We start from the raw sequence: 22451 nt of genomic DNA on the forward strand, positions 1-22451 counted from the left end.
GCCCACTCCCGAGAATCGACTATCCGATCTCCAACGCCCTGCTCAACGAAGTCCGTCGGTGGATCGAGGCTTAGTGCGACTGGCGGCTGGAGTTCTCCCATCGCGCGCGACGCTCGCCCTGTACCCGGACCACCCTCTCGTGTTGCGCCCACCGGAGATTCTTGCGTCGTATCAAGGCGCCCTCTACGCGGTGTTCGTCGTACAAGGCGCTGAGACACTGGGGCGGGGTCGCCACACTTTTGGACGTTACCTGCTAAATCGACTCGCCCTTCCAGAAAATGCAGTCTTTGTGGCTGTCGTAGAGGAGTCTGCAGACGTCGATATAATCGCTGGCGACCTCTTCGATGCCGTGTTGCCCGCCACGGTGAGCAAACCCGGCCGTTTAGCTGATGAGCCCACGGGGGCGGCATGGCAACAAGCCGTTGAGAGCCTGCGTCCCGCTCACGTCGAGCGTTTTAGTGCTGCATGGTCTCTCGATCGCTCCCTGAGGGACGAGCGTTCCCGCCGCGACGAGGGTAGGGTCACCACCGCTAGCTTGAGCATGGCTGGCCGCCAGAAGGCGCATAGGCGAACCCCCTACGTTTCCTTCGCATCGAAGGGATACTTCACTCTCGACGCACCGCCCAAGCGTTCCAGACAGCAACAGATGGCACTGGTTTCTGCGGCTACTCTTACCGCGATAGAAGCTGACTACGGTCTGACCCCTGAGCCGACCCTGGCGTACACGGTGCTTGGGACCCCCGACTCCCCGTCCGCGAGGCCACCAGTCGGGCATTCCTCCTCTGACAGACGCGAAAGCCAGCCGCATGAGAAGCCTCCGACTGATCTCGTGGCCAAATACGGGCAACTGCTTAACCACGGTGACGCGGTTCTGGCCCTTCACCATGCCTTCGTCCCGATTGTGAGCACCTCGCGAACCTTCGACGTAGAGAAACCGCTGCGAGCAGCTGCATTCGCTGGCTACGTACCTGAAAGCCGGCGCCGAAATGAAGGGGGACCCTAATGAGTTACAAGAAAAGGGTTGATACCCTACGCGTTCTCATCGACGGACACCCTCTGCTCAAGGGATCCCCACAACTGACTGCGATTACCGGTGAGGCAAACAGAATTGTGCATGCCGGACGACTGGCTACGGAGCGCGGTTGGCTGTTGAGTGTCCTACATACAACGCGCACTCTCGATACCACCATGCATGAGTTGTGCACAGCGAAGGGCTGGCCAAGTAAGCAGTCTCTTGGCGGATACCTAAGCACAATTGCTTCTAATCGTGCTCACTTGGCCGGCGCATGCGAAGGCTTCCAGAAGTCAATAGTTAAGCCGCGAAATAAGTACATGCATCGAGCCGGAACGCATCCCCAGCGCGCCGAGGCAGACAAGATTCTTTCGGAGATGCACACCTGCGTAGCGCTGCTTCTGACCAACATCACCTGACCCGTCTCTTCACCACTGCGGGCGCCGTTCGAGGCGTGCACTCGAACCGACTGCAACCTCACCTCGCAGGCAACGGTCCGACTCGGAGGCAAGCGCCCCCAGGATCTCCCGCGGAACTGCATCTATAGATGGCTGTCGTTGCTGGCATCCGGTACTTGGCGTGTGCGCGGTCTACGGACGACTCGTCGCCAACCGCCCTGTCTTCGGCGTGACAGCGATGTACCGACCCTCCACGAGCGCCGATCACCGGCATATCCCTGATGAGGGTGCGCTCATCCGCGGTACAGCGATGTATCGAGCACTCGGCAGCGTTGAGCGAGGGGACGCCGTCCCTCTGCGGATCGGTCATCGGCTTGGGCCGGATACCTCACGCGAGGGACCTTCGAAGGGGTGATGTTCTGCTCGTCGCTGGCTGGTTCGGAGGCGCTCGCCCACAGCGCCTGGCTTCGGCCTGCGGAGAACCGGGGACGGCGCGTTGAGTCGCCGGACCAGCCTGGCTTGGTGCCTGGCGACGTCGGGGTCTTTCATGGGCGGTCCGGTGGGGTCTGTGTCGCTGGGTGGGATGCCGAGGGCGGCGCGCCAGACGGCGAGGTCGCCGAGCAGGTGGTCGTCGACGTGCGCCGGCAGGGGTCGCTGCCACGGCGCGCGGTTGGCGGCGCCGGCCTGCTGGGCCTGGTCCGTGACCCGGTGCTTGAGGTCGTCGATCCGGCCGCTGAGCCGGTCTAGGTAGGTGCCCGTGCCTGGGTCGCGTCGTAGGGCGGGTGGGATGTCGGGCAGCCACGGCAGCGGGGCGTCCCCGTGCGGCAGGGGGGTGAGGGCGCTGAGGCGCCAGGTGAGGGCGGCGGCGGGGTCGTAGGCCTCGGTGAGGGTGCGCTTGCCGCGGTACAAGGTGGCCTCCTGCACCACCGTCTCGGGCCGGGTCCCCTCGACCCAGCGGACGGCGAGCTGGCCTCGCAGGTGCGGGTAGGCCGGTGCCTGAGTGAGGCCGGGCAGCCACGTCTCGAGCGCGTCGTCGAGGGCGGTCATCCGCTCCTGCCCGAGATGGTGCTGAGCCAGCACGGTCAGGGCGTCCTGGTAGGCCAGCACCGCCTGCCGCAGCAACTCAGGGGCGTCGCCGTGCTCGACGGTGGTGGCCGAGTGGGCACGGCCGTCGCGGTCCAGGATGTCGGTCAGCACCTGCCGCGGGTCAGCCACCGTGTCCTGCAGGTGAGGATCGATGCTGTCGAGGGAGGCGTTGGGCGTGGCGAGGTAAAGGTGGTTGCTCTCCCGTCCGCGGGAGAGGGCGACGTACAGGGCTTGCCGGGTCTCGGTCCCGGTCAGGACGGTGTGGGTGCTGTCCACGGTGACGCCCTGGGCGCCGTGGATCGTGGACGCGTACCCCAGCTGCACGTGCTGGGCCACATACCCCGCGGGCAGCGTGACTCGACGGGTGGCACCTGCCCCGGCGTGTCCGCGCCGTGTCGCCCTGTCTTGGCGGCTGACGGTGAGAGCCCCGTCGGGGTGGGCCGTCAGGAGGTGCCACCGGTCGCCGTTCTTGACCCACGACCCGTCGACGCTCCGGAGGCGACGGTCGTTGCGGCGGGTGATCAGCATGTCACCGGCGCTGGCGCGGGTGCCATCCGCCAGGGTCACCTCAGAGCCGGGGTGTTCTCCGGTGGTGTCGAGGCGGTCCTGCCGGGCACGCTGGTTCAGGTCGCGCACGGTGTCGCGGGTCGCGGCCAGCAGCAGGCTGGACAGACCAGCCTGCTGGTCAGCGGCCCAAGCGGCGTACGCCGCCTCCGCCACGGTGCCCGTGTCCCCCGTGTGGACCCGGTCGTGGTCGAGGTAGTGGTCCAGGGCAGTGGGATCGCCGTCACGGATGGCGAGGGTGGCGGCTCCTTCGGCGGGGTCGGTAAACCGGTGCAGCTCGGTCAGCGTCGCAGTGGTGCCGTTCCCGTGGCCCTGCTCGGCCAGGTCACGGAAGATCCCGCCGGCGGCGACGGCCGCCAGTTGCTGGTCGTCCCCGACCAGCCGCACGCTGGCGCCGGCGTCGACGACGTGCCGGACCACCTGGGCCAGGTCGCGGGTGCCGGCCATGCCTGCCTCGTCGATGAGCACTAACGTCCCCGGGCTAACCACTGCGCCCACGGTGGACGTCGTCCCCGTCTCCGGTGATGCACCTGCCGCGGTGGTCTGATGGAGGTACTTGGCCAGAGTGTCGGCGCGAATGCCGGTGGCGCGGCCCAGCTCGTCGGCCGCGACCGCGGTCGGGGCCAGGCCCAGGACGGTGCCGCCGGAGGCCTCCCACGCCCGAGCGAGCACCCGCAGCGCGGAGGTCTTACCCGCTCCGGCCGGGGCGAGGGCGACCTGGACCCGGCATCCGCTGGTGGCGAGGTTGAGCACCATTGCAGTCTGCGACCAGTCCAGGCCTGGACCGTCTCCACTCTTTGCAGCCAGGACGGTCTCGACCACGTGCTCGGTGGCTTGGCGGCCGTCGCGCCGCAACCCCAGCGCGAGGAGTTCGTCCTCGGCGGCGAGGATCGCCTTCGAGGTGTAGGTCTGGCTGCCGTGCACGACGTGGGCGGGCTGCCCGTCCGGGCGGCGCAGCACCTGCGGCTCGCCCAGCTCCGGCGGTACCCCGACCGGCACCGAGAACCCCTGCAGGACCCACCGCTCGACGTCACGTTGGTACGCCTCGAGCTTGTCCAGGGGGACCTGGGCGGTCCGGAGCTGCCGCAGGGTCTCGGCGCGCACGTGCCACACCTGCCACGTCGCCCGCGACCCCTCCAGCACCGACAGCACCCGGGCGGCGACGACCTGAGGGCGCACGTCCCCACCACCCCCGCGTCGCCGGAGGTGTCCCGGGAGCGCCCCCACCCACCCACCTGCGACGATGCCAGCCTCCCCACCGCGTACCCGGTCGCGCCCCCACCGCGCCCCCACGGCCGATGCGACCATCTCCTCCGGGCAGCGCCCGCCACGGGAGAGCACGGCGGTCGCCTGCTCACCCCACGCGGCGCGTTGCTCAGCCTCGGAGCGGGGCTCGTGCTTTTCGGGGCGGGTCTCCAGGTTCGCCTGCTGGGCCAGGGCCAGCGCCTCGATGGTTGTGGGGGTGCGGCCGTGGTCGCAAAGGAAGGTGGAGGTGAGCTCGCGCTGCCGGGTCTCGATCGCCTGCCGACGGGACGACCACGCGGTCAGCAGGGCCGGGTCGACCCCCTCGATCTCCCGCACCGGCCGCTTACCCTCGTCGCCCGGGCGGTCGACGAAGCGGACCCCGAGGCGCTCGACGAGGCCAGCCTCGAGGTGGGTGTTGTAGTGCTCAGACGCCATCACCTTGGCCTTGAACAACATCCGCCCGTCCAGCGTCAACCACCGGCCGCCCTCCTCGGGCAGGGACTGGACCTTGTTGGAGACGACAACATGGGTGTGCAGATCCGGGTCCCCGGTGCGCGAGTCACGGTGGTCGAAAGCCGCCGCTACCAGCCCGGTCACGGGGACCTGACGGATACCGCCCTTCCCCACCCGGGTGAACGCCACCTCCGCCTCCATCAGCGCCACCGTGGCGCGGACCGCATCCGCGTGGGCGGCCTCCACCTGCTCGGCGATCTCCGGTGGGGCAAGGGCCCACAGGGTCGAGACCGACTTCACCGGCGACAACGTCAGGTCGAACCCGGCCACCGGCACCTGCGCCGGCCGCGACGCCCGCGCCATGAACTTCGTCAGCTCGGCCTCGTCCACCGGGCCGCGGCCGTGCCGCTGCTCGAACGCCTCCCGGGCGACCCGGGTCCGGATCCGCGCCCGCTCCTCCCCCGGGATCGGCGCGTTCCACGCCAGCCCGCGGGCGGTGTTGTGCTCGCTGAACGCCCGCGCCGTCACCTGCCGCAGAGACGTGGCGTCGAACGTCGGGAACGCCCGCCCCAACGCACCCCAGCCCTCGGAAGCGGCCTCCGGCTCTCCGGAGCGGGGGTGACGACCCTGACCGAAAAGCAGCTTCATCTGCTCCTCGCTCACCACGTCACCGACCTTCAGGTCGAGGCCGGGCAGGCCGGTGCCGAGCCAACGCCCGGGTGCTTCGCCCTTCTCCTCGTAGTACGAGGCTAGGCCGACCTGGCGCTTCTCCGTTGAATCGTGCACCGCGACCTGACGCGTCAGGTAGGTGTACCCGGACCCGGCCGAGAGCTTGTGCATCGTCATCATCTCCACCCCATAAGCGGAGGAGCGCACTCCTGGGTCTCACCCGCGAACCGAGTGCAGTAGGTGTGTTCCTTCTTGAGCGGGCGAGACGTTGGTTGCCGTCGCTGGGTCGAGGTGAGGACTGGGGCGCAGGTCGTGCACGGCCTGCGCCTGTGCAGGCATGCCTTGGACGACGTGGGGCTGTCCGGATCGCAGGCCGAGGACGAGCATGCTGCTCAGCCTGTGGACAAAGGAGGCCCGGGATCTGCGTTCGGGGTCATGCTGGGTCTCGTGGCTCATCTCTCCCGCGGCAGGCGCGAGCGCGCGAGTTCCGAGAAATCTGCCTCTGGATGAGTCCCCAGTGCCTCCTCGTCCGCTTTGGGGGGTAACAGGCACAAGCAGTGCTTGCGGAGCGAAGGAAGTGGGGACCATGGCAGTCGAGCACAGCCAACGCAGGAGCGGGTGGCCCGCAGTGCAGGCCGCGACGAGGGGCTCAGCGCAGACCGACGGACTGGGGGCAGGCCACGCGGACCCGATGTTCCTGACCGTCCAGGAGGTCGCGGAGCTGCTTCGGGTCAGTCCGGCGACGGTCCGCGCCTGGATCGCCAAGGGCGAGGGCCCGCCTGCCATGCGGTTCGGCAAACAGATCCGCTACCGCCCCGAGCGCGTCATGGAGTGGGTCGAGCAGCAGGAGGAAGGCCGGAGGTGATCGACCGTCGCCAGTCACCGATCACCGGAAGAGTGGTCTGGCGCGTGCGTTGGTACGAGACCGAACCCGCCGGTGGGCGGCGCGAGCGGAGCCGCACCTTCTTCACCAGGCGAGAGGCGCTCGACTTCGAGCGCGAACGGGCCCGGGCCAGGCGGGCGGGCGTCGTCTCCTCGAGCCGGGTGTCCGTCTCCGAGGTTGCCGAGCGCTACTTCGCCAACCTGACCGGTACGGCGGCCTCCCGCACCGTCCAGGGATACCGCCAGCACTGGCGGACGCATCTGCAACCGGCCTTCGGCCACGTGCCGGTCGAGAAGCTAACGGTGCCACGGATCCAGGAGTTCGTCTCCAACCTCGCAGCACGACGGTCCCCGGCGACGACGCGCAAGGTGCACAGGACGCTGAGCCTGATCCTCGACCAGGCCGTCGCAGAACGGCGGCTGGCGGTCAACCCGGCGCACGGGGTCCGGCTGCCCAGACTTCCGGCCCAGCTCGGCGACCACGTCCTCAGCGTCGAGCAGGTCGAGGCGTTGGCGGACGAGGTCCACCACCACGGGACGCTCGTGCGGGTCGCGGCGTACTGCGGGCTGCGCTGGGGGGAGGTGGCCGCCCTGCAGGTCGGTGACGTCGACCTCGCTGCTCGCCGCCTCCGGGTCCAGCGGGCACAGGTCGAGGTCTCCGGCCGCATCGAGATCAAGGCGCCGAAGTCACGGCACGGTCAACGCCGTGTGCCAATCCCCGGAAGGCTGCTCGACGAGCTGGGTGAGCAGACGGAAGGGCGTCGGGCGTCTGCCTTGCTGTTCACCTCGCCGGAGGGGGACAGGTTGCGAGCCTCGAACTGGAAGCGGTGGTCCGGGTGGAGCGAAGCCGTCGCGAGCATGGGCGGCGGCATCCGGTTCCACGACCTGCGCCATACCTGCGCGAGCCTGCTCATCCAGGCGGGCGCGACACCCGTGGAAGTCCAGCGCATCCTGGGTCACAGCACGCCGGCGACGACGCTGAACCTCTACACCCACCTGCTGCCCGACGCGCTCGACGGCGCGGCCGCGAAACTCGACGGCTACCTGGATAGCCGGCTGTGACGGCCTACGTGACGGCCTACTTAACCCGGCTCGGCTGCCGTGAGACATCCTCCAGCGGGACGAAAAGCCGTTTGACCTGCGACGATCTGAAGGTGGGCCCCGTGGGACTCGAACCCACAACCTACGGATTAAAAGTCCGCAGCTCTGCCCATTGAGCTAGAGGCCCCTCGGATCCGGGGAGGTCCCGCTCCGGCAGACATCATCGCAGACTCCCACCCTGCGGCGGCGGCCCGCCGGCTGCGGCGACCGACTCCTGCGGGTGCGAGGGGCCGACGCCCTGGCCAGTCGCGTCGCCCTGTTCCGCGGCGTCACAGGTCAACCCGGACTGGCTCGTCACCGCCGCCAGAGCACGGCAGTCCGCGCCCGACAGGAAGCGCTCTCGCACCGCGCTGTCGGACACCAGGGACGACCTGCGGGCGAGCACCCGACCGGCCACCGCCCCGACATACCCCGCCCACGGGTCCTGGAGAGCGCTCAGCACGCGCTGGCACGCGACGACCCCTCGTCCCGGGTGCAGCTCACCGAACGGCGGGGGTCCGTCAGGGCCCATGGCGACGAGGGCACGCCGGGCGAGGCTGCCAGCCAGGTCGGGCCGTCCCGCGAGCAGCTGAGCCTCGGCCAGCATCGCGTGCACCTCCACCGTCTCCAGGCGCAGCCCCAGTGCCCTTGTCCGCTCACCCGCGTCCGCGAGGGCGGCGACGGCCACCGGGGCGTCCCCGACGGCGAGGGCCGCCAGTCCGAGCGCGGCCGCGGACTGTGCCAGTGCAACGGGCACCTCGCTGAGCTCCGCGGCGACCCGGGCCTCCCGGGCGCTCCCCAGGGCCTGCGCCGGGTCATCCTGGTCCAGGGCGAGGGCGCTGAGGGAGCACAGGGCGTGCGCCACGAAGTAGTGCAGCCCGTGCTGCCGCCCAAGGTCCACCGCCCGCACCAGGTGGGCGCGCGCCTCCCCGAGGGACCCGGTCAACCGCTCCACCTCGCCCAGCCGCTGCAGCGACGACACCACGCCCTCGACGTCGTCGACGGTCTCGCTGAGCTCGAGGGACCGCCGCGCGAGGGCCAGCCCCTCGTCCAGCGAACCCGTGTCCAGGGCGATGCTCGTGACGTTGCCCAGGATGATGCCCTGCCGCAGCAGGTGCCCGCTCGCGGTGAAGACTGCCAGCGCCCGCTCGGAGTGCCGCTTCGCCTCCGCCATCCGCCCGGAGAGCATCAGGACCGCTCCGAGCTGCCCGCTGACCAGGGCCAGACCCTCGTCGTCACCAGCGTCCTCGAACGCCTCCGCGGAGCGTTCGAGCAGCTCGACAGCGACCTTCTCCTCGTGCAGGTTCGTGGCCACCACGCCGAGCAGGCGCAGCGTCTCCCCCACCAGCCGGGGGGTCCCGCCGTCACGGGCCATCGGCAACGTGGTCTCCAGCTGCCTGCGCGCCGCGGCGTGCTCCCCCGCGAAGGCGAGCGCACGGCCACGCATCACGCTCGCCTCGACCTCCTCCTCGCGCAGGCCCGCCTCCCTCGCCAGCCGCGCGGCCTCCTCCGCGACCCGCGCGGCGTCGGCATACTCGGCGTGGAAGAAGGCCCACCGCCCCCGCGCCAGGAGCACCCGGGCCCGACGCCCGGGCTCCTCCCCCGCCACGCCGTCGAGCCGGTCGAGGACACCCCGCTGCTCCTCACGCAGCCCGGTCCTGTCCAGGAGACTCTCCTGCTCCAGCAGCACCTCGAAGAGCAGTTCCTCGTCTCTCGTCACCTCGACCGCCCTGGTGAGCAGGCCCAGCGCCTCGTCGTTGGCGTAGGTGCGTGCCGCATGACGGGCGGCCTGCAGGAGCCAGCCGGCCGCAGCGTCGTCCTGACCGGCCTGCAGCAGGTGGTGGGCGACCGAGGCGGCGTGCTCGTCCGGGCGCCCGCTGGCCGCAGCCATCTCCCGCAGCCAGTCGGCGGCGCGGGCGTGGTAGCGCTGCCGCTCGGGCGTCAGCAGGCAGTCGTAGGCCACGTCCCGCAGGAGCGCGTGCCGGAAGGCGAACTCCTCGGCCTGGGCGAACGCGGACGAGGGACGTCGGTGCACGACCTCCCGCCGCCGCAGCGCCTCGTAGGTCTCGCGGGTGGGCGCGGGCCGGTCCGGCGCGAGGTGCTCGATCGCCGTGTCCCAGAAGACCCGGCCGATCACGCTCGCCCGGTCCACGAGGTCCCGCTCCGAGGGCGTCAGGACGTCCAGCCGGGCCTCGAGCAGGGCCCGCAGGGTGCCTGGAGCGGCGGCCGTGCTGACCTGCTCGGGCAGCACGGTCCAGGACCCCGGTCCTGTCCGGATGCTCCCGGTGTCGACGAGCCAGGCGATGATCTCCTCGACGAAGAACGGGTTGCCCTCGGCAGCCTCCACGGCCAGCTCGCGGACCCAGTCGGGCACCGCGTCGGCACGCTGCAGCACCTCGGTGACCAGCATCCCCGTCTCCCGCCGCGACAGCGGCTGCAGCCGGATCGTCCGCTGGCCGGGCAGGCCCTCCCCCCAGTGCGGGTGGTCCTCCAGCAGGGTCGGGCGGGAGGTGGCGACGACGAGGAGCGGCACGGGCCGGGGCGCCGCCTGCAGGTCGACCAGCAGGTCGAGCACCGGCCGGTCGGCCCAGTGCACATCCTCCAGGAGCAGCACGACCGGGGCCTCCACGGACATCGCCCGGACAGCCGCGTCGAAGGCCGCCCAGGCCCGGCGCTGCAGGGTCGCGGGGTCCGGCGGCGCGGCCCCCGTCGGCACGGTGAAGCCGAGCCAGCCCAGGAGGTCCTCGGCGCCCGGCACCGTCCCGGCACCCATCGCGGCCATCCCCTCGTGCCAGCGCGACAGCACCTCCGCGGGGGTGTCCGTGTCCCTGATCGCGAAGCGCTCCGCGAACGCCGAGCGGAGCAGGGCGTGGGGGGCCCGGTCGCCGACCGCGTCGGCCCGTCCCCGCAGCAGCCACACCGGCTCGCTCAGCCCCGCCAGCCAGCTCTCGAGGTCGGCGAGCAGACGTGACTTGCCGATCCCGGCGTCACCCAGCACCGTGACCACGGTGGAGCTGCGCTCCTCCAGCACGTCCTCGAACAGGCGGGTGAGCAGCTGCAGCTCGAGGTCCCGGCCGACGGTCCGGGTGGAGATCCCCTCGAGGCCCCGCGCCGTGCTCCAGAACCCCTCGTCGGCGGCGGAGTGGACGAGGAAAGTCCGGACCGGCCGGTCCAGCCCGCGCAGGTCGAGCTCACCGTGCTCGCGCAGACCGAAGGAGCCCCGCACGTGCCGGGCGGTCGCCGCCGACAGGAGTATGCCGTCCGGCGGCGCCGCGGTCTGCAGCCGTGCCGCCCGGTTGACGGTCCCTCCCACGACGACGAGGTCGCCGTCACCGAGCTCGTCGAAGCGCCCCAGCACCACCTCGCCGGTGTCGATGCCGACCCGGGTCCGGAGCGGGTGCCCGTGCTGCACCAGCACGTCCCGGGACAGCCGCTCGAGTGCGGGGCGGACCGCGACGGCTGCCCGCACCGCACGGTGGGGATCGTCCTCACGGGCCCGTTCCATCCCGAAGACGCCCACCACCGCGTCGCCGATGAACTTCTCCACCTGCCCGCCGTGGGTCTCGATCACCTCGCGCCAGAGGCCGAAGTAGCGCCGCATCACCTCGCGCATGGCCTCGTCCCCGATCGCCTCGGTCAGCGGCGTGGAGCCGACCAGGTCGCTGAAGAGGACGGTGACGAGCTTGCGCCGGTCACCCGTCCGGGACGCGAGCCGGCGCCGCCGCTCCCTCAGCGGGGCCAGCGCCGTGTCCACGACCGCGTCGCCCAGCGCCGCCCGCTGCTGCTCCAGGGCGTCGATCGCACGGTCGAGGGCCTCCAGCTCCGCCTCGGAGCCGTGTCCACTCATGAGGTGATGATCCGCCCGCGACCGCCCTGCTGTCGAGGGGCAGGACCCTCGTACCTGGTGCCGACATGCCCGCGCGGTCAGCCGACCGCGGCCGCGTCAGGTCTGGACGCGCCCCAGCACCCGCTCGAGAAAATGGGTGAGGGCCTGCCGCTCGTCCTCCTGCAGTCCCTCGAAGAAGAGCGCCCGCACGATCCGGACGTGACCGGGGGCGGCCGAGTCGAGGGCGGCCCGGCCGGCGTCGGTCAGCTCGACGAACGACCCCCGCCCGTCCTCGAGGCAGTCCTGCTTGACCACCAGCCCCCGCCCGGACATCCGCCGCAGGTGGTGCGAGAGCCGCGAGCGCTCCCAGTGCATCCCCTCCGCGAGGGCCGAGATCCGCAGCCGGCCCTCGGGCGCCTCGGACAGCCGCACCAGGGTCTCGAAGTCCTGCATCGACAGCTCGCTGTCCTGGGCCAGCCCGCGCCCCAGAGCGGCCGGCAGCTCGGTCTGGACCCGCAGCCACAGACGCCACAGCGTCATCTCCTGCTCGTCCAGCCACGGGGTGTCGGTGTCGCTCATACCCCGACGATAGCACTTGCTTGACACGTCACGGAAAACCCCGGTAAGGTACGTGATGGTTCAACCAACCCGGTCCGGACCCACCCCCATCTCCCGGAAGGATCATGCCATGTCGGTCACCGAGCTCAACGGCACCTACACCATCGACCCGGCCCACAGCCGCCTCGGCTTCTCCGCCCGCCACGCAATGGTCACCAAGGTCCGCGGCGCCTTCAACGAGGTCGCCGGCACCGCGACCACGGGCCCGAACCTGGAGGGTGCGCACATCGAGATCGACGTGGCCTCCATCAGCGTCGACACCCGTCAGGCCGACCGCGACGCGCACCTGAGGTCTGCTGACTTCTTCGACTGCGAGACCTACCCCACCATCAGCTTCCGCTCCACCGAGATCACCGCGGTCGACGACGACACCCTGCGCGTCACCGGCGACCTCACCATCAAGGACGTCACCCAGCCGGTCACCGTCGACTTCGAGTACGCCGGCTCCGCCCAGGACCCCTTCGGCAACACCCGCGTCGGCTTCGAGGGCGCCACCACCGTGAACCGCAAGGACTTCGGGCTCACCTGGAACGCGGCCCTGGAGACCGGGGGCTTCCTCGTCTCCGAGAAGGTCACCCTCGAGTTCGAGGTCTCGGCGATCAAGTCCGCCTGACCCCCTCTCTCCCGGGGGATCCCGTCCCCCCGACCTGGGTAGCACGACACCCCCGGCGCGAACAGCGCCGGGGGTGTCGTGCTGCGACGGCCCGGGCACCGACCCCGTCGGCGGGAGGTCCCGACGCACGTGGGCCAGACTGGGCGGTATGCCGTTCGGCCCGGGGCTCGAGGACCTGCTGGCGCGCACGCTCGCACCGCTCGTCGCGCGCCAGGTCCCCGTGCGCTCCCTCACCCCCGGACCGCTGGAGGGCGTGGCGCGCGTGCGGTGGGCCGACGGCACGGTGCTGCTCGCCCGCTCGCTGCAGCCCGGGGCACTCGTCGGCCTCAGCCGCGCGCTGCTCAGGGGCGGCCGCGTCCTGGCCACCCAGGTGGACCGCGTCGACGACGCGGCGGACGCCCACGCGCCGGGCTCGCTGCAGACGCCCGGGGTCGTCGTCGTCCTGCAGCCGCAGAGCCGACGCGCCGGGCCGGTCCGGCTGCTGGTCCTGGGTCTCGACCAGCCCGACTAGGACACGGCCGTGTCCGCCGCCGCCCGCTCGACGGCGCGTAGCACGGACCGTGCCTTGGTGAGCGTCTCGGCATACTCCCCGTCGGGGTCCGAGAGCGCGGTGACCGCGCCCCCGACCCCGAGGGTGAGGTCGCCCCCCGCCCAGGTGAGGGTCCGGATGACGATCGACGTGTCCATCGACCCGTCCAGCCCGACCCACCCGACCGCGCCGGAGTAGATGCCCCGGGCAGTGCCCTCCAGCGCGTCCAGGATCTCCATCGTGCGCACCTTCGGCGCCCCGGTCATCGAGCCGCCCGGGAAGCAGGCGCGCAGCACGTCCGTCGGTCCCATGCCGGTCGCCAGCCGGCCCCGCACCGTGGAGACGAGCTGGTGCACGCTGGCGTAGCTCTCGACCGCGAAGATCTCGGGCACGTGCACGCTGCCGGCGCGGCAGACCCGGTGCAGGTCGTTGCGGAGAAGGTCGACGATCATCAGGTTCTCGGCCCGGTCCTTCTGCGCCGCAGCCAGATCCGCCGCCAGAAAGGCGTCCTCCTCGGCGGTCGAGCCGCGCGGACGGGTGCCCTTGATCGGCCGCGCCTCCACCGCCCCGGCGGCGTCGACGGAGACGAATCGCTCGGGGGAGCAGCCCAGCACGCTGACCGCCGGCGTGCGGATCCAGCAGCCCCGAGGCACCGGGCTGCTCTCCCGCATCGCCCGGTAGAGCCCCTCCTCGCCGAGCCCCGTCCCGCGCGCCTCCCACGTGGTCGTCAGGCAGATCTCGTAGGACTCGCCGCGGGCGATCTGGTCCTGGCAGGCGCGGACCTTCTCCAGGTATGCCGTCCGCGTGTCCCGGGGGGTCAGGAGTGACGCGGCGACAGGGAGGCCCGGGCCGTCAGGCGCCCCGGGGGGCACGGGGCCGGGGGGTCGGGGCCGGGGGGCTGGCGGCGAGGCCGGCTGGGAGGTGGCCACCGCCCGGCGCACGCCCTCCAGCCACGCGCGCTGGGTCGGGGCCACCTCGTCGTCCTCGAGCCACACCGCCCACGCGTCACCGGTGGCGTGGTCGACCACGACGCCGCGGTCCGCGAAGACCAGCCACGCGTCCGGCCACGGCGACCGGTGCGCCCCCGCCCCTCCGGTCTCGGCCTTGAGCTCGTAGCCGAGCCAGCCGACGAAGCCCGGCCGCCAGGGGAAAGGGGTGCTCGGCGCCTCGCCGACGAGCCGGAACCGGTCCAGCTCGTCGTCGAGCCGGTCGAGCAGCGGGACCTGCGCCCCGACCCGGTGCTCCAGCTCGGAGGAGAGCGGGCCGGCGCCGTCGGCCACCAGCGACCACCCGGAGCCGTCCGAGGCGTCGAGCCACACGGACGACGGGGAGCCCCCGACGAGCACCTCGCGCAGGTGCCAGTCGTCGACGGGGCCGGCCAGACGGCATACCTGCACGGAGACGGGTCGTGCGTGGGGTGCGACCGGGTGCGCGTGGGGAGCCAGCGCGTCACCGACCGCGACCGTCCCGTCGTCCTCGCCCTCCGCCGCCGCGGAGGGCTCCACGCCGGCGAGCCGCAGGAAGTTGGCCACGATGAGCTCCCCGTGCTCGGACAGGACCGACTCGGGGTGGAACTGCACCCCCCAGCGCGGGGCGCCGGGGTCCGCGAGCGCCATGACCCCGCCGTCGTCGGTGGCGCGCGCCGTGACGCGCAGGGCCGTGCCCGTGCTCCCGCCTCCCTCCCGGACGACCTCGAGGGAGTGGTAGCGCACCACCCGCAGCGGGCTGGGGACGCCCTCGAAGATGCCGGTGCCGTCGTGCTCGACGGGGCTGACGATCCCGTGCCGGGGGACCCTCATCTCCACCACGTCCGCGCCCGCGAGGTGGGCGAGGCCCTGGTGGCCCAGGCAGACCCCGAGGACCGGGACCTCGCGCTGGCGCAGGGCGAGGTCCGACAGACCCATGTCGGCAGCGACCTGCGGCCGACCGGGGCCCGGGCCCACGACGATCGCGGCGAAGGCCCGCAGGTCCTCGGTCGTCGCGGGATGGTCGTTGCGCCACACGACCGGAGGTCGCCCCAGGACCCGGTGCAGCAGGTCGGCCACGTTGTAGGTGAAGCTGTCGACGTTGTCGACCAGCAGCACGGGCGCCGGCGGGGTCACGGCGCGACAGACTACCGGCGGACGGCGGCCACGGCGCGCGCTACGCCCGGGGGCGCAGCCGCACCGGAGGCAGGGTGGGTGCGGGGAGCGACTCCCCGCCGGGGTAGTCGAAGGACCCGAACCGACCGTCCGGGTCGTGCCCGAGCTCGGACTGCCACTGCTCGCGGGCCGCCACGACGTCCTCGTGCGTGCGGCCGATGAAGTTCCACCACATGACGACCTCCTCGCCGAAGGGCGGCCCGCCGAGCAGGATGAGGTCGGCCCCGTCCTCGCCGGCCGCGAGCGTCATCGACGTCGGTCCCGGCGCCTCGTGCAGGAGGTGGCTCACCGGCAGCATGCACCCGCCGTTCACGCTGAGCGTCCCCCGGTCGAGGAGGAGCCCGTGCTCGAAGCCTGGGTCGAGGTCGAGCGTCAGCTCCGCCCCCGGCTCCATCCTCACCTCGGCCCCCAGCAGGGGTGTGAACGTCCGCACCGGTGAGGAGGTCCGCCTCCCGCCGGGCAGCCGCAGCTCGCCCAGGAACACGCGGACCCGGGCGCCGTCGAGCACCACCGGCTCCGGCTCGTGGTGCTCGAAGGTCGGCGCGACGTCCACGGCGTCCAGGGGCAGCGCGGTCCACAGCTGGACACCGTGGAGGATGCGCTCGGCGCCGGGGGTGGTGACCGACACCTCGCTGTGGCAGACGCCGCGGCCGGCCGTCATGAGGTTGAGCTCCCCCGGGACGACCCGGGCGACGACGCCGGTGCTGTCGCGGTGCTCGACCTCCCCGCTGAAGAGCCAGCTCACCGTCTGCAGGGCGGTGTGCGGGTGGGGAGGGACCACCATGCCGCCCGTGGCCGCCACGTCGTCGGGCCCGTAGTGGTCCACGAAGCAGTACGCACCGATCATCGTCCGCCCCCGCGCGGGCAGCGTGCGACGGACGGTCATCGCCCGGGGCCCGCCCAGCGGCACCTCGCGCGGCGGGATGACGCTGGACCCCGGGTGGGTGGCGTCCCTCCCGCTGGTGTGCTCGTCAGGGTGGCGCTGCAGGTCGCTCATGAACCCAGTCTGGCGCACCCGAGCGGTGACCTACGTAACTTCGTCGTGCGGAAGCATCGCACCCGTCACTACGCTGACGAAGGTATGAGCGCCCAGCCCGACACGACCCCCGCGGCCGCACCGTCCACCACTCCCGAGCCAGGCTCCCCGCACCGCGTCGTGATCATCGGCTCCGGCTTCGGCGGGCTCTTCGCCACGAAGGCGCTCGACGCCCCCGAGGTGGCCGTCACCATGCTGGGCCGGACCAGCCACCACCTCTTCCAGCCGCTGCTCTACCAGGTCGCCACGGGCATCCTCTCCGAGGGCGTCATCGCGCCCACCACCCGCGACGTCCTCGCGCGCCAGGCCAACGCCAGCGTGCTCCTGGGCGAGGTGACCGAGATCGACCTCGCAGCCCGCCAGGTCATCGCCACCGCCGTCGGCCAGGCCACCACCTACTCCTACGACAGCCTCATCGTCGCGGCCGGTGCCGACCAGTCGTGGTTCGGCAACGACAGCTTCGCCGAGTTCGCCCCGGGCATGAAGACCATCGACGACGCCCTGGAGCTGCGCGGCCGGATCTACGGCGCCTTCGAGATGGCCGAGGTCGCCGCCGCCTCCGGGCGGGACGAGGTCATCGACCGGCTGCTCACCTTCGTCGTGGTCGGCGCCGGACCGACCGGCGTGGAGATGGCCGGGCAGCTGGCCGAGCTGAGCAAGCGGACGCTGGCGCGGGAGTTCCGGCACATCGACCCGAGCCGGGCCCGTATCGTCCTCCTGGACGCGGCCGACACCGTGCTCACGAGCTTCGGCCCCCGGCTGTCCGAGCGGACCGCCCGGGACCTCACCAAGCTCGGCATCGAGGTGCGCCTCGGCGCCAAGGTCGTCGACGTCGACGCGGAGGGCCTGGTCGTCGAGGAGCGCGACGGCTCCCAGGAGCGCATCGAGGCCACCACCAAGGTCTGGGCGGCGGGCGTCCAGGCCAACCCCCTCACCCGCCAGCTCGCCGCGCAGACCGGGGCGACCCTGGACCGGTCCGGGCGGATCTCGGTCAACCCCGACCTCAGCCTGCCGGGCCACCCCGAGGTGTACGCCGTCGGCGACCTCACCGCGATCGACGGCGTGCCAGGCGTCGCCCAGGGCGCGATCCAGGGCGGGCGCCACGCGGCCGACCAGATCCTGCGCCGGCTGCGCGGCGAGGAGACCGGCCAGCCGTTCCGCTACTTCGACAAGGGGTCGATGGCCACCATCTCCCGGTTCCGGGCGGTCATGAAGCGGGACAGGATCGAGCTGACGGGCTACCCGGCCTGGGTGGCCTGGCTGGCGGTCCACCTGTTCTACATCATCGGCTTCAAGAGCCAGATCCAGACGCTCATGCACTGGGCGGTGAGCTTCGTCGGGCAGGACCGCTCCGAGCGCACGGTCACCGAGCAGCAGGTCCTCGCCCGCCTCGCGCTGGAGTACCTCGGGGAGGACTTCCTGCGCTCGTCCCTGCGCAAGGTGCCCGGGGCCCAGCCGGACCCGGCACCGGAGACGATGCCCCCGGGCTCCGCGTCCTGACCTCCGCACGCCATGGCGGTGCGCGGCTGTCGTGTCCCAGGCGTCGCCCGGACGACCGTCGTGACACGACAGCCACGCACAGTCATCCGCGACGCATCGGCAGGTGGGGTATGCCGTCGTCCAGGTAGTCCGCGCCGTCCCGCACGAAGCCGAACCGGCCGTACCACCCCTCGAGGTAGGTCTGCGCCCCGATGCGGACGGGGCGCTCCCCGCACCGGCGCAGCGCCTCCTCCACGAGCGCGGCGGCATACCCCTGTCCGCGGTGCGCCGCGGCGGTCGCGACCCGGCCGAGGTGCGCGCCTCCGTCCGCGTCGACGTAGGTGCGCAGCGTGGCGACCGGCGACCCGTCGACCTCGACCCACAGGTGCTGCGTCCCGGGCTCCGCGTCGACGCCGTCGAGCTCCGGGTAGGGGCACTGCTGCTCGACGACGAACACGTCGACGCGCAGCCGGAGCAGCGTGTAGAGCGTGAGCGGGTCCATCTCGGGCAGGCGGGCGGCGCGGACGTGCGGCATACCCTGAGCCTATGAGCCAGCCCGCCGTGCCCGAGCCGGTCGACGCCCTGCGCCGCATCGCCTTCCTGCTCGAGCGCAGCCGCGCGGAGTCCCGCCGCGTCGAGGCCTACCGCAACGCCGCGAAGGTGATCCTGCCTCTCGGCGAGGACGAGGTCCGCCGCCGCGTCCGGGCAGGCACCCTCACCGAGCTCGCCGGCATCGGGACCTCGACGTCCGCCGTCATCGAGCAGGCCGCCGCCGGTCGCGTGCCGGACAAGCTCGCCGAGCTGGAGGCGGACGTGACCGGTCCTCTCGTCGAGGGCGGCGGGACGGTGCGTGCGGCGCTGCGCGGCGACCTGCACAGCCACTCCGACTGGTCCGACGGCGGGTCGCCCATCGAGGAGATGGTGGCCTCGGCGATGGAGCTCGGGCACGACTACCTCGCGCTCACCGACCACTCCCCCCGGCTGACGGTCGCCCACGGGCTCACCGCCGACCGCCTGCGCCGCCAGATCGGGGTCGTCGACGCGATCAACGCGCACACCGGGCCGTCGTTCACGCTGCTCAGAGCGATCGAGGTCGACATCCTCGACGACGGCGCCCTCGACCAGGAACCCGACCTGCTCGCCGCGCTCGACGTCCGCGTCGCGTCCGTGCACTCCAAGCTGACGATGGAGTCCCCGGCGATGACCCGGAGGATGGTCGCGGCGGTGCGCAACCCGCTGACCAACGTGCTGGGCCACTGCACCGGACGCCGGGTGATGCCGCGCGCGGGTGACCGGGGGGCCCGCTCGGGCGGGCGGGCGCGGCCGCCGAGCACCTTCGACGCCCGCGCGGTCTTCGAGGCCTGCGCCGAGACCGGCACTGCGGTGGAGATCAACTCACGCCCGGAGCGGCAGGACCCCCCGGGCGAGCTGCTCACCCTGGCGATCGAGACCGGCTGCCTCTTCGCGCTGAGCACCGACGCGCACGCGCCGGGGCAGCTGGACTTCCTGGACTACGGGTGCGAGCGCGCGCAGCGCTACGGCGTGCCCCTCGAGCGGGTGGTCAACACCTGGCCGGTCCAGCAGCTGGTGGACTGGGCGTCCGGCGGGCCACCAGGCTCCTGACCAGCGTGGACGTCGGGGCCGGGCCGCCGTTTTGGTGCCCGCGCCCTCCATCACGTATATTCACTCACTGTCCTCAGCGGATCCGAGCAGGGCTACGAGCGAGGGACCGAGCAGGACAGGTCCCCATCGTCTAGTGGCCTAGGACCCCGCCCTTTCACGGCGGTAACACGGGTTCGAATCCCGTTGGGGATGCACCAGGTCTCGTCCTGTTCACGAGGCCCCGTAGCGCAGTTGGTTAGCGCGCCGCCCTGTCACGGCGGAGGTCGCGGGTTCGAGTCCCGTCGGGGTCGCCGTCAGCGGCGTGGTCCGGACCGTCAGGTCCGGGCCACGCCGCTTCGTCGTGCGGGGGGTCGGCCGGACGCGCCAGCATGGGGCATGGCCACCTACGAGCTCAACGACGCGGGGGTCGCGCGCTGCCGCGAGCTGATCGACGCCCGCCAGTACGTCCTGGACAGCGAGTGGTCGGACGTGCAACCGGATGCCGAGAGCCAGAACGCCTACCTCGGCCGGCACACCTTCGCGGAGTATGCCGTCTGGCACCTCGGCCTGACCGCCGGCGCCGCGGACGACACCAAGGCCAGGTACGCCTTCGCCTACGGCGACTTCCGACGCGTCCACCGCTCGGCCCTCATCGCCTGCGTCTTCAGGGCGGCCCAGTGGCGGCACAAGGAGGTCGAGCTGGCCGCCCACGACCTGCTGCAGCACCTCGACGCGACCTCCGCCTGAGGAGCCGTGGCCCGGGCCGGGGTGTCGGGTATAGTGATCTGCGTTCCGGTCCCGACCGGGACACTTCTGTGCAGGGCCAGGTAGCTCAGTTGGTACGAGCGTCCGACTGAAAATCGGAAGGTCGGCGGTTCGACCCCGCCCCTGGCCACAGCGACAAGCCGCGGGGCCGCCCCTGAGCCCCCGCGGCTTTCGCATGCCCGGAGCCCGTCCATACCCTGGTCAGCCTACTACTTGCGGTAGTAGAATGGTCCCATGACCACCACCGACCTGCCCACCCCGCCGACGAGCACCGTCGACGCCGACTTCTTCCGCTGGGAGGAGGACCACGGGGCCGGGGTCAGGGTGGTGCGCGGACGCACGGCGATCCACCGGGTCGACGCCTTCCAGACGATCCACACCGCCTCCTACGAGAAGGTCCGGGAGCTGGTGCCCAGCGACGAGCTGCACCCCGCCCGCTGGTTCGACGGGCGCGGTCTCGTGTTCGTCGCCGCGATGCGCTACCGCGACGTCACGACGCGCGACGAGGCGGGCACGACCCTGCTCCTGCCGCCGTACGCCGAGGTCGTGGTCGGGGTCGTCCTCGCCGCCGACCCGGAGATCCCCGGCCTGGCCCCCTACGGGCATCCCCTGCGGGGGTTCGTCCTGCACATGCCGGTCACCACCGCCGTGGCCGCGGAGTCCGGCCGCACCGCCTACGGCTTCCCGGCCTTCGTCGCCGACCTCGCCTTCCACGACAGCCCGACCCGGCGCTGCGTCACGGTCACCGAGGGCGACCACGGCATCCTGGTGCTGCACGCCTCGCTGCACGGTCACGTGCACCCGGACCATGCCCCGGTGATCATGTACTCCGAGCTGGACGGCCGGCTCGTGGAGACCATGGGGCGCTTCTTCGGGCACCGCCAGACGATGCTCCGCGGCGGCAACGGGGACCTCTCCCTGCCGGGCCTGCACCCGGTGGCCGAGCGGCTCCGTGAGCTCGAGACCGACCCGGCGGCGCTGGTGACCGTCAACCACGTCGACGCCCGGCTGGTCCTCGGCCCACCGGTCGACGTGGGGGCGGCCCAGCCCTACGCAGGGTTCGTGCCCGCCGTGGAACCCCGGTTCGGTCGGTACACGGTCGACTACCCCGACACCCCGCCGCTGGACCAGTACGCGGTGCCGCTGGACGTGCGGGCGGTGGGAGCCCCCTCCCCCGTCGGCTGACCGGCCGTGGTTACCTACTCGGGACGGGCCGCAACGGCCCGTGCCGAGCAGGTGACCATGTGCCAGGAGGACGACCCGATGACGACCCGCAGACTGCGGCCACCGGTCGCGCCCGACGACCTCCTCGACGTCGACCACCTCCTCGACGATGAGGAGAAGGCGATCCGGGACACCGTGCGCGACGTCGTCACCGACACCGTCCGCCCCCACGTCGCCGGCTGGTACGAGGCGGGCGAGCTGCCTGCCCGCGAGCTCGCCCTCGAGCTGGGCCGGGTCGGTGTCCTGGGCATGCACCTTGAGGGCTACGGCTCCGCGGGGACGAGCGCGACGGCCTACGGGCTGGCCTGCCTGGAGCTGGAGGCGGCTGACTCCGGCGTCCGCTCGCTCGTCAGCGTGCAGGGCTCGCTCGCGATGCACGCGCTGCACGCCTACGGCAGCGAGGACCACCGCCGCGAGTGGCTGCCGCGGATGGCGACCGGTGAGGCCATCGGCTGCTTCGGCCTCACCGAGCCCGACCACGGCTCGGACCCCGCCGGGATGCGCACGACCGCGCGCCGCGACGGCGGTGACTGGGTCCTGGACGGGACCAAGATGTGGATCACCAACGGCTCCGTCGCCGACGTGGCCGTCGTGTGGGCGCAGACCGACGACGGGATCCGAGGCTTCGTCGTCCCCGCCGGCACCTCTGGCTTCACGGCCACCGACGTGCGGCACAAGATGTCGCTGCGCGCCTCGGTGACCAGCGAGCTCGTGCTCGAGGGCCTCCGGCTGCCGGCCTCGGCGGAGCTGCCCGGCGCCCAGGGCCTGAAGGGACCGCTCGGCTGCCTCAACGAGGCCCGCTTCGGCATCGTCTTCGGGGCGGTGGGCGCCGCACGCGACTGCCTCCTCACCGCTCTCGACTACGCGGGCAGCCGCGTGCAGTTCGACCGGCCGATCAGCGGCTTCCAGCTCACCCAGGCCAAGCTCGCGGACATGACGCTGGAGTACGGCAAGGCCCTCCTCCTGGCCCTGCACCTCGGCCGGGCCAAGGACGCCCGCGGCCTCGCGCCGGCCCAGGTCAGCCTCGGCAAGCTCAACAACGTCCGCGAGGCGCTGGAGATCGCCCGGACCACGCGCACCATCCTGGGCGCCAACGGCATCACCCTCGACTATCCCGTCATGCGGCACGCCAACAACCTCGAGTCGGTCCTCACCTACGAGGGCACGAGCGAGATGCACGCGCTGACCATCGGCCAGGCGCTCACCGGCGTGCAGGCGTTCCGGTGACG

General features: G+C 72.0%; 15 protein-coding genes and 4 tRNA genes. 12 read left to right on the forward strand and 7 right to left on the reverse strand.

The features are described from left to right. Positions 1–1776: 1776 nt before the first annotated feature. Positions 1777–5607 carry a MobF family relaxase gene (gene mobF / locus D4B81_RS10305; RefSeq protein ID WP_161965114.1) on the reverse strand — a complete coding sequence of 1277 codons (3831 nt, stop codon included), beginning with the start codon at positions 5605–5607 and terminating at the stop codon, positions 1777–1779. A 511-nt stretch (positions 5608–6118) separates the two neighbouring features. Between mobF and D4B81_RS18120 the strand changes: the two genes are divergently transcribed. Further along, positions 6119–6292, forward strand: coding sequence for a helix-turn-helix domain-containing protein (locus D4B81_RS18120; RefSeq protein ID WP_161965115.1), 174 nt, complete (start codon positions 6119–6121; stop codon positions 6290–6292). A gap of 44 nt (positions 6293–6336) precedes the next feature. After that, on the forward strand, positions 6337–7371 hold the full coding sequence (locus tag D4B81_RS10310; protein ID WP_161965116.1) for a tyrosine-type recombinase/integrase: 1035 nt from the start codon (positions 6337–6339) through the stop codon (positions 7369–7371). 93 nt (positions 7372–7464) lie between these two features. Here the strand turns inward: D4B81_RS10310 and D4B81_RS10315 are convergent. From D4B81_RS10315 to D4B81_RS10325, 3 genes are all read right to left on the reverse strand, one after another. After that, positions 7465–7537, reverse strand: a tRNA-Lys gene (locus D4B81_RS10315). Positions 7538–7570: 33 nt separating this feature from the next. Then, the gene (locus tag D4B81_RS10320; RefSeq protein WP_122262507.1) at positions 7571–11236 is read right to left on the reverse strand and encodes an ATP-binding protein; all 3666 of its coding nucleotides are present in this window, start codon (positions 11234–11236) and stop codon (positions 7571–7573) included. Positions 11237–11332: 96 nt separating this feature from the next. Beyond that, entirely contained in the window at positions 11333–11794 is a 462-nt protein-coding gene (locus D4B81_RS10325) for a MarR family winged helix-turn-helix transcriptional regulator (protein WP_237565935.1), read from the reverse strand. Between the two features lie 109 nt (positions 11795–11903). Here D4B81_RS10325 and D4B81_RS10330 point away from each other — a divergent pair, with 109 nt between their 5' ends. Both D4B81_RS10330 and D4B81_RS10335 read left to right on the forward strand, forming a co-directional pair. Beyond that, complete coding sequence (locus D4B81_RS10330; protein ID WP_122262509.1) at positions 11904–12446, forward strand: YceI family protein; 543 nt, start codon at positions 11904–11906, stop codon at positions 12444–12446. 148 nt (positions 12447–12594) lie between these two features. Continuing rightward, the gene (locus tag D4B81_RS10335) at positions 12595–12957 is read left to right on the forward strand and encodes a hypothetical protein (protein WP_122262511.1); all 363 of its coding nucleotides are present in this window, start codon (positions 12595–12597) and stop codon (positions 12955–12957) included. Here D4B81_RS10335 and pabB read toward each other — a convergent pair. Next, positions 12954–15077 carry an aminodeoxychorismate synthase component I gene (pabB, locus tag D4B81_RS10340; protein ID WP_202613657.1) on the reverse strand — a complete coding sequence of 708 codons (2124 nt, stop codon included), beginning with the start codon at positions 15075–15077 and terminating at the stop codon, positions 12954–12956. The genes D4B81_RS10335 and pabB overlap by 4 nt on opposite strands. A 40-nt stretch (positions 15078–15117) precedes the next feature. Beyond that, positions 15118–16113, reverse strand: a complete 996-nt coding sequence (locus D4B81_RS10345; RefSeq protein ID WP_122262515.1) for a pirin family protein — start codon at positions 16111–16113, stop codon at positions 15118–15120. Between the two features lie 84 nt (positions 16114–16197). Here D4B81_RS10345 and D4B81_RS10350 point away from each other — a divergent pair, with 84 nt between their 5' ends. After that, positions 16198–17652, forward strand: coding sequence for an NAD(P)/FAD-dependent oxidoreductase (locus D4B81_RS10350; protein ID WP_122262517.1), 1455 nt, complete (start codon positions 16198–16200; stop codon positions 17650–17652). Positions 17653–17734: 82 nt separating this feature from the next. Here the strand turns inward: D4B81_RS10350 and D4B81_RS10355 are convergent, their stop codons facing one another. After that, complete coding sequence (locus tag D4B81_RS10355; protein ID WP_122262519.1) at positions 17735–18166, reverse strand: GNAT family N-acetyltransferase; 432 nt, start codon at positions 18164–18166, stop codon at positions 17735–17737. 11 nt (positions 18167–18177) lie between these two features. On the opposite strand from D4B81_RS10355, the gene D4B81_RS10360 reads away from it, so the two are divergent. The 7 genes from D4B81_RS10360 (at position 18178) to D4B81_RS10390 (ending at position 22449) form a co-directional block, all read left to right on the forward strand. Next, the gene (locus D4B81_RS10360) at positions 18178–19254 is read left to right on the forward strand and encodes a PHP domain-containing protein (RefSeq protein ID WP_122262521.1); all 1077 of its coding nucleotides are present in this window, start codon (positions 18178–18180) and stop codon (positions 19252–19254) included. A 119-nt stretch (positions 19255–19373) separates the two neighbouring features. Beyond that, positions 19374–19446 (forward strand) — tRNA-Glu (locus tag D4B81_RS10365). Positions 19447–19470: 24 nt separating this feature from the next. Then, positions 19471–19544, forward strand: a tRNA-Asp gene (locus D4B81_RS10370). Between the two features lie 85 nt (positions 19545–19629). Then, positions 19630–19980, forward strand: a complete 351-nt coding sequence (locus D4B81_RS10375) for a hypothetical protein (RefSeq protein ID WP_122262523.1) — start codon at positions 19630–19632, stop codon at positions 19978–19980. 74 nt (positions 19981–20054) lie between these two features. After that, positions 20055–20128: transfer RNA gene (locus tag D4B81_RS10380), tRNA-Phe, on the forward strand. Positions 20129–20232: 104 nt separating this feature from the next. Beyond that, the gene (locus D4B81_RS10385; protein ID WP_122262525.1) at positions 20233–21183 is read left to right on the forward strand and encodes an acetoacetate decarboxylase family protein; all 951 of its coding nucleotides are present in this window, start codon (positions 20233–20235) and stop codon (positions 21181–21183) included. Between the two features lie 78 nt (positions 21184–21261). Continuing rightward, on the forward strand, positions 21262–22449 hold the full coding sequence (locus tag D4B81_RS10390; protein ID WP_122262747.1) for an acyl-CoA dehydrogenase family protein: 1188 nt from the start codon (positions 21262–21264) through the stop codon (positions 22447–22449). Positions 22450–22451: the final 2 nt, after the last annotated feature.

The sequence above is a fragment of the Ornithinimicrobium cerasi genome (genome assembly GCF_003702705.1).
GTDB classification, from domain to species: Bacteria; Actinomycetota; Actinomycetes; order Actinomycetales; family Dermatophilaceae; genus Ornithinicoccus; species Ornithinicoccus cerasi.

Coding starts and splice junctions, on each gene's coding strand:
- D4B81_RS10345 (WP_122262515.1), bottom strand. CDS start 16,113: ATGAGCGACCTGCAGCGCCACCCTGACGAGCACACCAGCGGGAGGGAC.
- D4B81_RS10330 (WP_122262509.1), top strand. CDS start 11,904: ATGTCGGTCACCGAGCTCAACGGCACCTACACCATCGACCCGGCCCAC.
- D4B81_RS10385 (WP_122262525.1), top strand. CDS start 20,233: ATGACCACCACCGACCTGCCCACCCCGCCGACGAGCACCGTCGACGCC.
- D4B81_RS10360 (WP_122262521.1), top strand. CDS start 18,178: ATGAGCCAGCCCGCCGTGCCCGAGCCGGTCGACGCCCTGCGCCGCATC.
- D4B81_RS10375 (WP_122262523.1), top strand. CDS start 19,630: ATGGCCACCTACGAGCTCAACGACGCGGGGGTCGCGCGCTGCCGCGAG.
- D4B81_RS10325 (WP_237565935.1), bottom strand. CDS start 11,794: ATGAGCGACACCGACACCCCGTGGCTGGACGAGCAGGAGATGACGCTG.
- D4B81_RS10355 (WP_122262519.1), bottom strand. CDS start 18,166: ATGCCGCACGTCCGCGCCGCCCGCCTGCCCGAGATGGACCCGCTCACG.
- mobF (WP_161965114.1), bottom strand. CDS start 5,607: ATGATGACGATGCACAAGCTCTCGGCCGGGTCCGGGTACACCTACCTG.
- D4B81_RS10335 (WP_122262511.1), top strand. CDS start 12,595: ATGCCGTTCGGCCCGGGGCTCGAGGACCTGCTGGCGCGCACGCTCGCA.
- D4B81_RS10320 (WP_122262507.1), bottom strand. CDS start 11,236: ATGAGTGGACACGGCTCCGAGGCGGAGCTGGAGGCCCTCGACCGTGCG.
- D4B81_RS10390 (WP_122262747.1), top strand. CDS start 21,262: ATGACGACCCGCAGACTGCGGCCACCGGTCGCGCCCGACGACCTCCTC.
- D4B81_RS18120 (WP_161965115.1), top strand. CDS start 6,119: ATGTTCCTGACCGTCCAGGAGGTCGCGGAGCTGCTTCGGGTCAGTCCG.
- D4B81_RS10350 (WP_122262517.1), top strand. CDS start 16,198: ATGAGCGCCCAGCCCGACACGACCCCCGCGGCCGCACCGTCCACCACT.